This window comes from Pseudomonas sp. SA195 (assembly GCF_054131565.1).
Genome location: NZ_CP096392.1, coordinates 4,120,742 through 4,133,138 on the forward strand (window position 1 = coordinate 4,120,742; position 12,397 = coordinate 4,133,138).

A 12,397-nucleotide genomic window follows, 5' to 3' on the forward strand; every position below is an offset into this window, starting at 1 on the left:
AGTTTCGGACCGGACGGGGCTGGAGAAATTCAGGTGCCGCCCTGGCCAAGCAGCTGCCAGAGCGAGATGCCCACGCCCGCCATGCTTTCGCCCGCAACCAGCCCTGCCGCGGCCACGATCACGAAACGCTCGGCCAGCCCACCCCAGCGCGCCGCGACGAGCCAGGCAAGTACCGCACCGAAGGCCATCATCAGCGAAATCGACGCAGGGATGATGCAGGCCAGCCCCAACGCTGCGGAGCTCGGCAACCAGCGCATCCGCCTGGCAGGCAGCGTGGCCTCGAGCGCGCCCAGAACGACGCCCAGCAGCGCCCCGACCAGCATGGCCCAGCGGATATCCAGGCTGATCGAGCCGAGCCCGCCCGTCAGCGCCTCGGCCACCGCCTTCCAGGTTGCCACGGCCGGCGCTGGCCACTCGGGCGTGATCAGCATCGCCTCCGGATCGGGGATTAACAGCTGGTAGACCAGTACGCCAACCAGGCTACCGGCGAAGATGCCCAGGCACTGGGCAACGACCTGACGCGCCGGCGTCGCGCCGATCGCGTGGCCCACCTTGAAGTCGTTGAGCAGGTCGGTGCACTGCCCTGCCGCACCGCCCGCAGTGTTGGCGCTCATCAGGTTGATCGCCACCTGCCCCGGCGCAATCGCACCGAAACTGAGTTGCGACAGTTGGCCAATAGCGCCGATTGGCGGGATGCCCGTCGCACCCACAACACGCGCCGCGACCATCGCCAGCAGCACGGCCAACGGAATCGACAACAGCGCCATTCCCGGATGAATGCCGAACAACCTGACCTGCAACGCCACCACCAGCGCCGCGGCCAGCGCCAAGCCGGCCGCGGGCATCAGCGCCGGGCGCCGCAGCGACAGGCTACGCGACGCCTCCTCTCGCCGCGCGGCGAGCATGCGCAGGCCGAGCGACGTCAGCGTGGCACAAACCATCAGGCTCACCCCCGGCCACAGCAGCCACTCGATGAGCAGGGCGAACTGCGGCCCCGGGGCATCGCCCGGCATGCGCACCAGGCCTTGATCGACCAGCCAAGGTGCCAGCATGCCCCACGCCAGCACCGCACCGAGCAGCAGCGACAGGCCGACCCGCAGACCGATGATCCCACCAAAGCCCACCAGCAGCAGTGAGGGCTCCAGAGTGAAGGTGAGCCGCTCCAGTTGCGCCGTCGGCGCCCAGCGCGGCAAGGCCCAAAGCAGACTATCGACCAGCTTGACTGCCGCCGCCGCGACTGCCGCCGCGCCCAGCACGGCAAGGCGGCGAAGCGCCTCGGCGCCATGGCTGTAGATCTGCTGCATGGTCGCCAGCGTGGCCATGCCTTCCGGGAAGCGCAGCTGGGCCTGAACGATCAACGAAGGGCGTAGATACCACGCGATCCAGATGCCGAGGAAACTGACCGACAACACCCACGCGATCAATGGCAGGGTATCGAGCTGCACGCCGGTGATGAGCGTGTACGTCGGAATCGGGGCGACCAAGCCGCTGGAGATGATCGAGGCGGCCGAGGAGGCGGCGGTCTGGTTGATGTTGCTCTCGTGCAGCGTCCAGGCCGGCGCATGCCAGACGCGCGCCAAGCCCTGCCAGAAGGCGAAGCCCACCAGTAGCGCGATGATCGACATGTTGAACGACCAGCCGATCTTCAGCCCGGAGTAAACATTCGACGGCGTAAGCACCGCGCCCAGCAGCACGCCAGTAATCAGCGCGCGGACGGTCAGTTCGCGAGGGGCTCTGCTCATGCCGACTCCATCGAATGGGTGATTGACTCACCTTAGTCCATTCATTCCATTTACCGTTGCGCCGACCGTCCGTCGGCAGTTTTGGATTAGTCCGCAGATGCCGGCCCATTCGCTACCGCTACGCTGAACTTCACCCCGCTGCGCCGGTCGTTTAGTAACTTTTCCACGCTAGTACTCAACGCTAGTAAACGGGCATTCAGCCAAAGGAACGAACATGGACGACGCGGACCTCAACCTACGGGACCCCAGCCAACCCTCTGTCACCCTTCTGACCGGCAACGAACTGCTGGGATTGTTCTTCCGCCACTTTCTCGGCGAACAGGCTCACCTGGACGTCTCCCTCGCGCGCCTCGACGAGGCGGGCCGGACCACGGCTGACCTCTACCTCGTCGATGCCGGCAATAGCCAGGCCGAGCAGTTGTCCGGCCTGCTCGACCAGCTCGATGAAGCCGCCCCGGTGGCGCTGGTCAACATCGCGCCCGACCAGGCCGAGCGGCTGGTCGACAAACACCCCGGCATTCGCGGCGTGTTCTACAGCCACGCTACCCGCGAGCACCTGCTCGATGGCATCCAGGTATTGCTCGACGGCGGCGACTGGCTGCCGCGCGTGCTGACCGAGCGGCTGCTCAGCCAATGGCGGCGGATGCGGCAGATGGCTGGCAGCAAGCCCTCGCTGACCCTGCGCGAGCGCGAAATTCTCAGCCTCGCCGGCAACGGGTTGTCGAACGCCGAGATTGCCGAACAGCTGTGCCTGAGCCCGCACACGATCAAGAGCCACATCCACAACCTGCTGCGCAAGATCGGTGCCTCCAACCGGGCCGAAGCGGCCTTCCTGCTGCGCGGCCGGCTGGACTGGTCCGAACCGTGTCACGCCTGACGTTGGGAGCGGTACTGCTGCTTACGCTACTGACGGCGCAGGCCCAGGACGAGCCCATCGAATCCCCTCAAGCGAAAGGCGAGGCCGAGCTCAGCGGCCTGATCATCGACAATGCGATTACCCGCTTTGGCCATGACTTCCACCGCTACCTCAGCTTCGCGCTGCAGGACGCGACCGACCTGGACGGCGACCTGGTGGTGCGCGAACGGCCTTCAGCCCGCTGGGGCAGCCTGGTGTGGGTCGAGCATGGCCAGCGCATCGTTTATCGACGGTTCCTGCAGCCCAACGTGGCGGAAATCGAGACCATCGCCAACGAGGCGGCCGTGCAGATTCGAGAGGACATCAGCCGCAACAAGCTGCAGAGCCTGATGCTGGACACCTTCGATATGGATCGCGACGAGCTGTAACGCCGCGATGGCTTAATCCGTTCCATACGACGGGCCGTAGGGTATTTGCACCATTGGATGGATGTTCAGCCCCGCTTCGCCCGTGAAGAATCCCAGCACTATCCAGAGGTGCCCCGCATGGATCGTCTATCGCTCGTTCGCCGCGGCCTGCTCGCCGCCCTCCTGCTCACCGCGCATGCCGCCCACGCCAATGACCTGATGGACAACGCCGACCTAGCCGGCGGAGCCGTGGCCGCCACAGGCCCGGCCGTGCAGGCCTTGCAGTTGCCGGACGGCCAGACCGCCCAGGTGCTCCAGCAAGGCAGCGACAATTTGGCCGACGTCAGCCAGGTCGGCACCCACCAGCTCGCCAATATCCTTCAGCAGGGTAGCGAACAACAGGCATTCATCCTCCAACAGGGCGACAACCTCTACGCCACGATCCTTCAGATCGGCCAGGGCAACACCGCCGATATCACCCAGGTCGGCAGCGACAACCAGGCCGCCATCGCCCAGATCGGTAACGACAACAACGCCAGCATCGAACAGCTCGGCAGCGGGCTGAGCAGCAGCGTCGTCCAGTATGGCAACGGCCAGAACGTCGAGATCATCCAGTACTAGCTCCAACAAAAGGACACCCCATGCGCAGTCTGCCCGCCCTTGTATTCACCGGTCTGCTGGCTACTGCCATCGGTGCCCACGCCGACAGCACCGCCAAGGTCGATCAGACCGGCGACAGCAACACCGCCAACATCGAACAAAGCGGGCCGCTCAACGAGGCGCTCATCAGGCAGAACGGCGACGGCAACAATGGCTCGATCTACCAGGCCGAAAACGCTGAATCGAACGTCGGCACCATCGTCCAGCTGGGGAGCGGCAACGAGGCCTCCATCTACCAGTCTCCCGACAGCTATTTCGCCACCGCCACCGTCTATCAGCAGGGCACCGGCAACCGCGCAGAAGTCGAGCAGACCTGGTACGCCAATGACCTGCAGCTGAGCAGCGTCGGCGACGGCAATTTCATCGCGGCGACCCAGCGCGGGCTCGCCCAGGCCGAGGCCTACCAGATCGGTAACGATAATTCCGTCACCCTATCGCAGGACGGCATCTACCACGGCACCCGGCTGGCCGTGTACCAGGTCGGCGACGAGAACCTGGCCGCGCTGGTACAGGGCGACTCGGGCAACCTGCAGCTGGCGCAAAATGGCAACCTGAATACCGCACGCATCGACCAGAACGCGCTCTTCGGCGAGGTCGTCTTCAACCAGGCAGGAGACGGTAACCTTCTGGCCGTGGTGCAGAGCGGGCGCGGCCACGCCTTCCGCGGCTCCTCGACCGGTAACGACAACCGCGTCGAGCTGGTTCAGGCGTTCGAAGGCAACCAGGCGAGCGTGGTCCAGGTCGGTGACGCCAACCTGGCCGACGTCCGTCAGACCGGCGAATACAGCGAGGCGCGCATCACCCAATCCGGCGATGCCAACGCGGCCTACATCAACCAGGCTGCGGCCACGGTGAGTGCAATCATTCAGCAGACCGGTAGTGGCAACCTGGCGACCATCAACCAGCAATGATCCGTTAGCGCGCCAGGGCGATACCGGAGCGGAGCCTCGCGATGATGAGCGTCGTCACTCTGGCCGGCGTGCTGCTCGCCGCCGGCAACCCACCGGTCACCGCCCGCCTCGAACTCGCACCCGACGGCGACGACCGACTAGCCCTGCGGCTCTGTTTCAGCGGTGCTGAGGCGCATCAGCTGAGCTATCGACTGGAGGTTCGCAGCAGCGGCAAGGCCGGCACCAGCCGCAGCAGCCAGTCGGGCGAGCTGACCTCCGGCCCCACACCGCAATGCCCGCTGAACAACCGCCTCGGCCTGAACCCGGACACCCAGATCCAGGCAACCCTGGAGTGGTCGCTCGACGGCCAGCCGCAGCCGCCCATTCAGCAGCAATACCCGACGGCACAGCCGGCCGGCCCGACTCCGCCCGAACCGGCACCTGGAGAGCCAACGCTTCCCGGCATCGAAGCGCCTGCGGAAGACGGCGAGTTGATGGCCCGCCAGCGCGATGCCGGCCGCCCGTCGGACACCAACGGGCGGCCGGGCCCGCACGCCGTCTAGACGCGCGCCCTGCTGTCAAACACGAGACAACCGCAACGGCTCGTTACGCGCCAGCCGCCGCCCCCACTCGATACCTTTCAGCTCGATGCAGTGATAGGTCAGCGTCGAGACTGCAAAGACCATCGCCAGCTCCAGCAGGGTCAGTAGTTCGTCGACGATCCGGTTGCCGGAGCTGATGTAGCGCATGATCTGATCAGTGCCCGGCTTGTCGAGTATCACGGTGTAGCTCGTCCCGGTGACCTTGGACAGCACCACCGCCGCGCTGGTGAAGGCAAAGATCACTGCCGCATGGGTCAGGTAGATCGAGAACGACAGTTCTCCGAGGCGCGTAAACAGCTTGCGCCGGAGCAACACCGACACGGCGCCCCGCTCCCCGGCGAACACCAGCACCACTGCGCAGAACAGCAGGCTGGCGACGATGCCCTGGTGCGCGCTGGGGTGGGTCAGGGTGCGGTAGACCAACAACAGGCAGAGCGCCTCGAGCCCAGTGAAGAACAAGCGGTCGTCGAACCGGGAACAAGCTGGCTCGAGCGCCCGGTACAGGCGGTAGGTCAGCGCCCCGGCGAAAAAGCAGGACACCCCACGCCAGATGAACGGCTTGATCACGTCCAGCTCGACATAGAGCGCACTGAAGGACACCAGTGTCGCCAGCGCCAGAATCGGCCCGCAGTAGCGCGGCGCCACCAGCAGCACCAGCGCCAGCAGCAGGTACAGGTAGTACTCGATGCTGATGCTCCAGGCCGGCGTGTTGAATGACAGGCTGTTGAAATCGCCGATCCAGGACTGCAACAGCAGCGCGTTGGGCAGTATCTCGCTCGGCGCCGTCTTGCCGGTGAACGCCGGATCGTTGAAGGCGAAGCCGTGATGCTCGGCCCACAGCTTGCCGAACTCCAGGCCAATGAAGACCAGCAGCATCACCAGATGCAGCGGGTAGAGGCGAAAGGTCCGGCTGATCAGAAAGCGCCGGAGCACATCGCTATCGAATGTACGCGTGCCGTAGGCGTGGTACATGACGAACCCGCTGAGCACGAAGAAGAATTCGACGAACAGGTCCGCGTGGCGGAGGAAAGCAAGCTCCGAAAAGCTCAGAAGGATTTGCGTGTGAAACAACACCACCGCGACCGCACAGATACCGCGAAAACCATCGAGTACAACGAAACGTTTCATTCCTGCACCTTGCTAGACATCCAGGCATGTCAGCTGCGCCACTGCGCAGGCCGTCCTGGCCGAGGATTTGTTACCGGGCATTACTGACTCAAATGAGAGCAAGTGGCCATCAAACAAGTTCCGTCTCGTCGATCACGGTGTACGCACCAGGCTGGACGTGCCTCGCCTGGGCCTTTAGGGTGCGAACAACCGATACGCCCCGCGCCAACCGAGGTGCTTAGTGCCGCGCTGGCTACATCCCTCCAACCTGCTTCGCATCGTCGTATTGCTGGCTGTCGCCGGGCTGCTGGCGTGGGCCGTCAGCGCCTTCCTTGCACGCAATACCTTTGTCCGGTTCGACGCGCTTCACGGTCCTGCCAAGCCCAGCCAGGTCGCGCCTGACACGCGCACCGACTGGCGCCGCTATGCAGGCGGCGAGACCTCGCGGCTGGCGATCCTGCTGACCGACGAGAATTCGGCGTGGTTGGGGCTGGCGCACGGGCTGAAGAGTATCGGCGTGCCTTTCACCATCACTCGTGACGCCGCCGAAGCGACCCGGCACACCGTGGTCTTCGCGTATCCGACGCTCTCCGGGCGGCACTTGGACGAGCCGGCGCTGCTCGCGCTGCGCAAACACGCCGAACAGGGCGGCACGCTGGTTGCCACCCAGGTGCTAGGCGGCGGCATGGAGGATCTGTTCGGCTTCGACCGGGTCAGCGAATCGCGGCACCAGCGCATCGACTTCGACCAGGCCGCGGCGACGACCGAACCCACGCTGGCCTGGCTCGAACATCCCAACGAGCGCTCGGTCTTGCTCGGCAACCCGGCCAACCCCGACAGCTGGATCGGCACCCAAACCTACGAGGGCGCGCGAACCGCACTGGCTCGTTTCGAGGACGGCGCACCGGCGCTCACGCGCCAGCAGCACGCCAGTGGCGGCCTGACCTATGCAGTGGGCCTGGACCTGGGCTTTTTCATCATGCGCGCTCACGGTGACCGCAATGACCAGGGCTATCGCAGCTATGCCAATGGCTACGAGCCGGCCGTGGACGTCTGGCTTCGCTGGCTGCAGGCGCTGTATCGCCAGCGTGAGCCGCTCGCCGTAACGCTGGACACGGTCCCGCAGGGCAAATCGCTCGCCGCGGTGGTGACCTTCGACGTCGACTATGTGCAGTCGATGGAGCACCTGGCGGTCTATCGCGACCTGCTCCTGCGCCTGGGCGTGCCGGCAACCTTCTTCATCCAGACCAAGTACTACCGTGATTTCCAGGACGAAGGCTTCTTCAACGACCGCACACTGCAGGCGATCGACGGGCTGCGCCAATCCGGTATGGAGATCGCCAGCCACTCGGTAAGCCATTCGGACATGTACGCCACGGTACCGCTCGGCGACGGCCTGGAAACCTACCCGGACTACCAGCCGCGCGTGCGCACCCGGGGCGACACGCGCGATGCCAGCGTGCTAGGTGAACTGCGCGTCAGCAAATTTCTGCTCGACCAGCCGGGCGAGGCCGAAGTCGTTTCATTTCGCCCAGGTTACCTGGCGACACCGCAGAGCCTGCCTCAGGCCATGGAGGCCGCCGGCTACCGCTTCGGCTCCTCGGCAACGGCCGGCAACCTGACCACCCACCTGCCCTACCGCGCCAACCACGATCGGCTCTATGCGCGTGAAACGGCCGTGTTCGAGTTTCCGATCAGCATCGAGGACGAGATCCCACCGCAGATGGACCAGCGTGTCGACGATGCCATTGGCCTGGCAGAGCAACTGGCCCAGTACGGCGGCAGCTTCGTCATTCTCGTGCACCCCAACGAAGCCGAGCACAAATACCGCTTCCTGGAGGCGGCGATTCCCCGGCTACAGCCGTTCGCCTGGTTCGGAACGCTGGCGCAGCTGGGCGACTGGTGGGCTGCCCGCGACGGTCTCGAACTCGATGTCACGCGTGATAAACGCAAAACCGTCCTGAACCTCACCACAGCCGTCTCTATCGACGGGCTAAGCCTGCGGTTGCCGGCCGGCTTGGCCCTCGCCGAGCCGGCGGGCGTCGATGCACAGCTCGAAGGCGACCGCCTATTGCTCAGCCACTTGCCGGCTGGCACCACCCGAATCGAATTGCGCTGACACCACCCATCGCCTCCTCGGAACCGCAAGCGGCGCACGGGCTTCTACCGAGCCCGGCTACGTTTTCCAATTACCGAGGAGCTCTCGATGCGCATATCCCTGAAACCCATGCACGAACAGGTCATCGTCATCACCGGCGCGTCCAGCGGCATCGGCCTGGCGACCGCGCGCCTGGCTGTCGAGCGCGGCGCGCGGGTCGTGCTGGTGGCGCGCAACGAAGACGCACTAACGGACATCAAGCAGCAGCTGAACGCAGGCGAACGCGTCCTGCATGTGCAGGCTGATGTTGGCGACCGCGCCCAACTCGAGCACGTCGCCAGCGAAACCATTGCGCACTTTGGCGGCTTCGACACCTGGATCAACAATGCCGGCAGTTCGGTGTGGGGACGTTTCGATGAGGTCAGCGATGAGGACCATCAGCAAGTCATGCAGACCAACTTCTGGGGCACCCACTACGGCTGCGCCATTGCTCTCAAGCATCTGCGCGACAAGGGCGGTTCGCTGATCAATATCGGCAGCGTCGAGTCGGCCAATGCGCTGCCCTTCCATTCCAGCTACAGCGCCAGCAAACACGCGATCAAGGCGATGACCGACGTGCTGCGCGTCGAGCTGCAGAAATCCGGTACACCGGTCTCCGTGACCCTGGTGCGCCCATCCTCGACCGATACGCAGTTCATGGACCATTCCAAGAACTACCTGTCCAGCGCGCCGGTCTTCCCGCCGCCGGTCTACGCGCCGGAAGTGGTGGCGCACGCCATTCTCGACGCCGCCGAGCATCCGCAGCGCGACGTCTACATCGGCAATGCCAAGCTGCTCTCCAAGCTGGCGCAGAACGCGCCGCGCCTGGCCGACTGGATCAACCGCACCTTCGTCTACGATGCCATCCAGAGCGGCCGGCCTGATCGCCATCCGCGTGGGGCGCTGCATGCCAGTGACGTCGGCCGTGCCGGCGACGGCCAGGCCAGCGGCCGCTATCCGGGCCGGGTGCTGAAGCACAGCCTCTATACCCAAGCGACGCAGCACCCCGTCGCGACCACAGCCGCCGTGGCGGTCGGCGCTGCAGCATTGGTCGCCTTGTTCGGCCGCCGCGGGCGCTGACTCCGGTTCGTTCAGCCCAGGTTCAGGCTGGGTTCAGGCGATGTTCAGGCGCCCCTAGGCACGATGGATGCGTCACTTATCCATCGCTGCACAGGAGCGACACCATGAAAACGCTGCACTCTCTGGCAATTGCCACCAGCCTGAGCCTCATCACCCTGGGCGCCCACGCCGCCGACAACTTCGCCGGTCTGACCTGGGGTAAAAGCACCTCCAACATCGACCGGTCGAGCACGCTCAAGCAGAACATGGCGGGCCCCAACCGCTTCGATGACGTGATCAAGAACAGCGGCACCTGGGGCGTTCGCGCCGGCCAGATGACCGACGAGGGGCGTTACTACGCCACCTACGAAAACGTCTCGGATGACTACGGCAACGGCCTTAAGCTGCGCCAGCAAAACCTCTTCGGCAGCTACGACCTGTTCCTGCCGATCGGCGACACCACCCGCCTGTTCGGCGGTGCCAGCGCCGGCCTGACCAAGCTGGAGAATGAATCCAGCGGCTACCGCCGTGACAGCGACATCGGCTATCTGGTCGGCCTGCAAGCCGGCGTGCTGCAAAAGCTCAACGAAAACGCGTCGGTCGAGGCCGGTTACCGCTATCTGCGCAGTAACGCTGGCACCGAAGTCGCCGAGCGTGGCGTCGGCAAGGTCGGCTCGATCGATCTGCACAGCACCGGGCAGGCTTATCTCGGTGTGAACTATCATTTCTGAGCCGTTTTCCCGTGCTGAAGCACGCGGCTTGGGCTAACAAGGAAACGCGGCCGGGACCTGGGTCCCGGCCGTTTGCATACAGGAGCCGTCAATGAAAGTGCTGGTGGTGGAAGACGAGGCGCTGCTGCGCCACCACCTCAAGACCCGCCTGGGCGAGAGCGGCCATGTGGTCGATGCGGTAGCCGATGCCGAGGAGGCGCTGTATCAGACGCGGGAGTACAACCATGACATAGCGATCATCGACCTCGGGTTGCCCGGCCTGAGCGGGTTGGACCTCATCCGGCAGCTGCGCAGCAACGGCGAGGTGTTCCCGATCCTTATTCTCACGGCGCGCGGCAATTGGCAGGACAAGGTCGAAGGCCTCGCTGCCGGGGCGGACGATTATGTCGTCAAACCTTTCCAGTTCGAGGAGCTCGAAGCCCGCCTCAATGCACTGCTGCGGCGCTCGTCCGGCTTTACCCAGGCCAGCATTGAGGCCGGCCCGCTAAAGCTCGACCTCAACCGCAAGCAGGCGACGGTGGCCGGCGAGCCATTGGCCTTGACCGCCTTCGAATACCGCATCCTCGAATACCTCATGCGGCACCAGCAGCAGGTCGTGGCAAAAGAGCGGCTGATGGAGCAGCTCTACCCAGACGACAGCGAGCGCGACATCAACGTCATCGAGGTATTGGTCGGGCGACTGCGGCGCAAACTCGAAGCCCAAGGTGGGCTCAAGCCGATCGACACCGTGCGCGGGCTCGGCTACCTGTTTACCGAGCGCTGCCGGTGAGGCGCCGCTGCTTGCGCGGGCTGGCGAAGCTTCGCGGCAGGCGCAACGGCGGCCTGTCGCTGCGCCTGCGGCTGATGCTGGGCGCAACCACCCTGGCCGTGCTTTTCATGCTGGCGTTGCTGCCAGTGCTGCAAGCGGCGTTCAGCGTGGCGTTCGAGCGCGTCATCGCGCAGCGGCTCGCTGCCGACGCCAATACCCTGATCACCGCGGCGCGGCTGGAGCGCGGCAGGCTGGTCATGCCCGAACGCCTGCCCGACGAGGAATTCGACCTGCCGGACGCCGGCCTGCTCGGATTCATCCACGACCCCACCGGGGCGCGGGTCTGGCAGTCGCGCTCGGCCGACGACGAGCACATCGACTATCAGCCGCGCTATGACGGCGGCGTCACCGAGTTTCGCCGCATGCACGACCGCGACGGGCGCGAGTACTTCGTCTATGACGTCGAGCTGCGCCTGCCCAGCGATTCGGACGAAGGCTACAGCTTCATCACCATGCAGCCCACCAGCGAATACCGCAGCATGTTCGATGAATTTCGTCGCCAGCTGTACGGCTGGCTGGGCGGTGGGCTGATGGTCCTGCTGGGTCTGCTCTGGCTTGGCCTGACCTGGGGCTTCCGTTCGCTGAAGCGGCTCAGCCGCGAGCTCGACCAAGTCGAAGCCGGCCGGCTGGACCGCCTCAGCGACCATCACCCGCACGAATTGCTGCGCCTGACCCGCTCGCTCAATCGCCTGCTCGATGGCGAGCGGCGCCAGCGCGAACGGTACCGCAACTCACTGGGCGACCTCGCGCACAGTCTGAAGACGCCACTGGCGGTGCTGCAGAGCGTCGGCGAGACGATCAGTGCGGCACCCGGCAGCCGCGAGCATGCGCAGGTGATGCATGCGCAAATCGAGCGCATGAGCCAGCAGATCGGCTACCAACTTCAGCGCGCCAGCCTGGGCCAGAGTGGCCTGGTCCGGCACCGTGTGGCGCTCGACCACCTGCTCGAACGGCTCTGCTCGACACTGGACAAGGTCTACCAGGACAAGCGCGTCCGGGTCGACAGCCAGCTGCCGCCCGGCGCCACGTTGCCACTTGAACAGGGCGCACTCATGGAGCTGCTCGGCAATCTGCTGGAAAACGCCTACCGGCTTTGCCTGGGTCGGGTCCGCATCCGGTTCCACCAGGACGGCGACATGCGCGTGCTGAGCATCGAGGACGACGGCCCTGGAGTGCCGGCCCACCAACGCGCGCGCATCTTGCGCCGCGGCGAGCGCCTCGATGCCCAGCATCCGGGTCAGGGGATCGGCCTGGCGGTGGTCAAGGACATCCTCGATAGCTATGGCGGCGAGTTACGCCTCGATGACTCGAGCCTTGGGGGCGCCGCCTTTCATGTCCGCCTGCCGGCAGACTGAGCCGACGAAGGGCAGCGCGCCCTGCTGTCCGCGCCTCCTGCGC

At 65.3% G+C, this 12,397-nt stretch carries 12 protein-coding genes; 10 read left to right on the plus strand and 2 right to left on the minus strand.

Annotation, left to right across the window (positions count from 1 at the left end; genetic code table 11):
* Positions 1–29: 29 nt before the first annotated feature.
* Positions 30–1,742: an OPT family oligopeptide transporter gene (locus M1D78_RS19320; RefSeq protein ID WP_437421566.1), complete on the minus strand. Its 1,713-nt coding sequence runs from the start codon at positions 1,740–1,742 to the stop codon at positions 30–32.
* A 292-nt stretch (positions 1,743–2,034) separates the two neighbouring features.
* Between M1D78_RS19320 and M1D78_RS19325 the strand changes: the two genes are divergently transcribed.
* The 5 genes from M1D78_RS19325 (at position 2,035) to csgH (ending at position 5,118) form a co-directional block, all read left to right on the plus strand.
* Positions 2,035–2,619 (plus strand): helix-turn-helix transcriptional regulator, encoded by a 585-nt coding sequence (locus tag M1D78_RS19325; protein WP_437421980.1) that lies wholly within the window; start codon positions 2,035–2,037, stop codon positions 2,617–2,619.
* Complete coding sequence (locus M1D78_RS19330; protein WP_437421567.1) at positions 2,607–3,026, plus strand: CsgE family curli-type amyloid fiber assembly protein; 420 nt, start codon at positions 2,607–2,609, stop codon at positions 3,024–3,026. The genes M1D78_RS19325 and M1D78_RS19330 overlap by 13 nt, the downstream gene beginning before the upstream one ends.
* Before the next feature lie 117 nt (positions 3,027–3,143).
* Positions 3,144–3,626 carry a curli production assembly protein CsgB gene (locus M1D78_RS19335; RefSeq protein WP_437421568.1) on the plus strand — a complete coding sequence of 161 codons (483 nt, stop codon included), beginning with the start codon at positions 3,144–3,146 and terminating at the stop codon, positions 3,624–3,626.
* A 20-nt stretch (positions 3,627–3,646) separates the two neighbouring features.
* Positions 3,647–4,576 carry a hypothetical protein gene (locus M1D78_RS19340; RefSeq protein WP_437421569.1) on the plus strand — a complete coding sequence of 310 codons (930 nt, stop codon included), beginning with the start codon at positions 3,647–3,649 and terminating at the stop codon, positions 4,574–4,576.
* 44 nt (positions 4,577–4,620) lie between these two features.
* On the plus strand, positions 4,621–5,118 hold the full coding sequence (csgH, locus tag M1D78_RS19345; protein WP_437421570.1) for a curli-like amyloid fiber formation chaperone CsgH: 498 nt from the start codon (positions 4,621–4,623) through the stop codon (positions 5,116–5,118).
* 15 nt (positions 5,119–5,133) lie between these two features.
* Here the strand turns inward: csgH and M1D78_RS19350 are convergent, their stop codons facing one another.
* Positions 5,134–6,285, minus strand: a complete 1,152-nt coding sequence (locus M1D78_RS19350) for an acyltransferase family protein (RefSeq protein WP_437421571.1) — start codon at positions 6,283–6,285, stop codon at positions 5,134–5,136.
* Between the two features lie 220 nt (positions 6,286–6,505).
* Between M1D78_RS19350 and M1D78_RS19355 the strand changes: the two genes are divergently transcribed.
* The 5 genes from M1D78_RS19355 to M1D78_RS19375 all read left to right on the plus strand — a co-directional run bounded on the left by M1D78_RS19355 (position 6,506) and on the right by M1D78_RS19375 (position 12,354).
* The gene (locus M1D78_RS19355) at positions 6,506–8,383 is read left to right on the plus strand and encodes a polysaccharide deacetylase family protein (protein ID WP_437421572.1); all 1,878 of its coding nucleotides are present in this window, start codon (positions 6,506–6,508) and stop codon (positions 8,381–8,383) included.
* A gap of 87 nt (positions 8,384–8,470) precedes the next feature.
* The gene (locus tag M1D78_RS19360; RefSeq protein ID WP_437421573.1) at positions 8,471–9,481 is read left to right on the plus strand and encodes an SDR family oxidoreductase; all 1,011 of its coding nucleotides are present in this window, start codon (positions 8,471–8,473) and stop codon (positions 9,479–9,481) included.
* 104 nt (positions 9,482–9,585) lie between these two features.
* The gene (locus M1D78_RS19365; RefSeq protein ID WP_437421574.1) at positions 9,586–10,191 is read left to right on the plus strand and encodes an outer membrane protein; all 606 of its coding nucleotides are present in this window, start codon (positions 9,586–9,588) and stop codon (positions 10,189–10,191) included.
* 91 nt (positions 10,192–10,282) lie between these two features.
* Positions 10,283–10,960 carry a response regulator gene (locus M1D78_RS19370; protein ID WP_437421575.1) on the plus strand — a complete coding sequence of 226 codons (678 nt, stop codon included), beginning with the start codon at positions 10,283–10,285 and terminating at the stop codon, positions 10,958–10,960.
* The gene (locus M1D78_RS19375; protein WP_437421576.1) at positions 10,957–12,354 is read left to right on the plus strand and encodes an ATP-binding protein; all 1,398 of its coding nucleotides are present in this window, start codon (positions 10,957–10,959) and stop codon (positions 12,352–12,354) included. The genes M1D78_RS19370 and M1D78_RS19375 overlap by 4 nt, the downstream gene beginning before the upstream one ends.
* Positions 12,355–12,397 lie beyond the last annotated feature (43 nt).

Excerpts from the sequence above, each read along its gene's own strand:
- M1D78_RS19350 (WP_437421571.1), bottom strand. The coding sequence starts at position 6,285 with ATGAAACGTTTCGTTGTACTCGATGGTTTTCGCGGTATCTGTGCGGTC.
- csgH (WP_437421570.1), top strand. The coding sequence starts at position 4,621 with ATGAGCGTCGTCACTCTGGCCGGCGTGCTGCTCGCCGCCGGCAACCCA.
- M1D78_RS19360 (WP_437421573.1), top strand. The coding sequence starts at position 8,471 with ATGCGCATATCCCTGAAACCCATGCACGAACAGGTCATCGTCATCACC.
- M1D78_RS19370 (WP_437421575.1), top strand. The coding sequence starts at position 10,283 with ATGAAAGTGCTGGTGGTGGAAGACGAGGCGCTGCTGCGCCACCACCTC.
- M1D78_RS19335 (WP_437421568.1), top strand. The coding sequence starts at position 3,144 with ATGGATCGTCTATCGCTCGTTCGCCGCGGCCTGCTCGCCGCCCTCCTG.
- M1D78_RS19320 (WP_437421566.1), bottom strand. The coding sequence starts at position 1,742 with ATGAGCAGAGCCCCTCGCGAACTGACCGTCCGCGCGCTGATTACTGGC.
- M1D78_RS19340 (WP_437421569.1), top strand. The coding sequence starts at position 3,647 with ATGCGCAGTCTGCCCGCCCTTGTATTCACCGGTCTGCTGGCTACTGCC.
- M1D78_RS19365 (WP_437421574.1), top strand. The coding sequence starts at position 9,586 with ATGAAAACGCTGCACTCTCTGGCAATTGCCACCAGCCTGAGCCTCATC.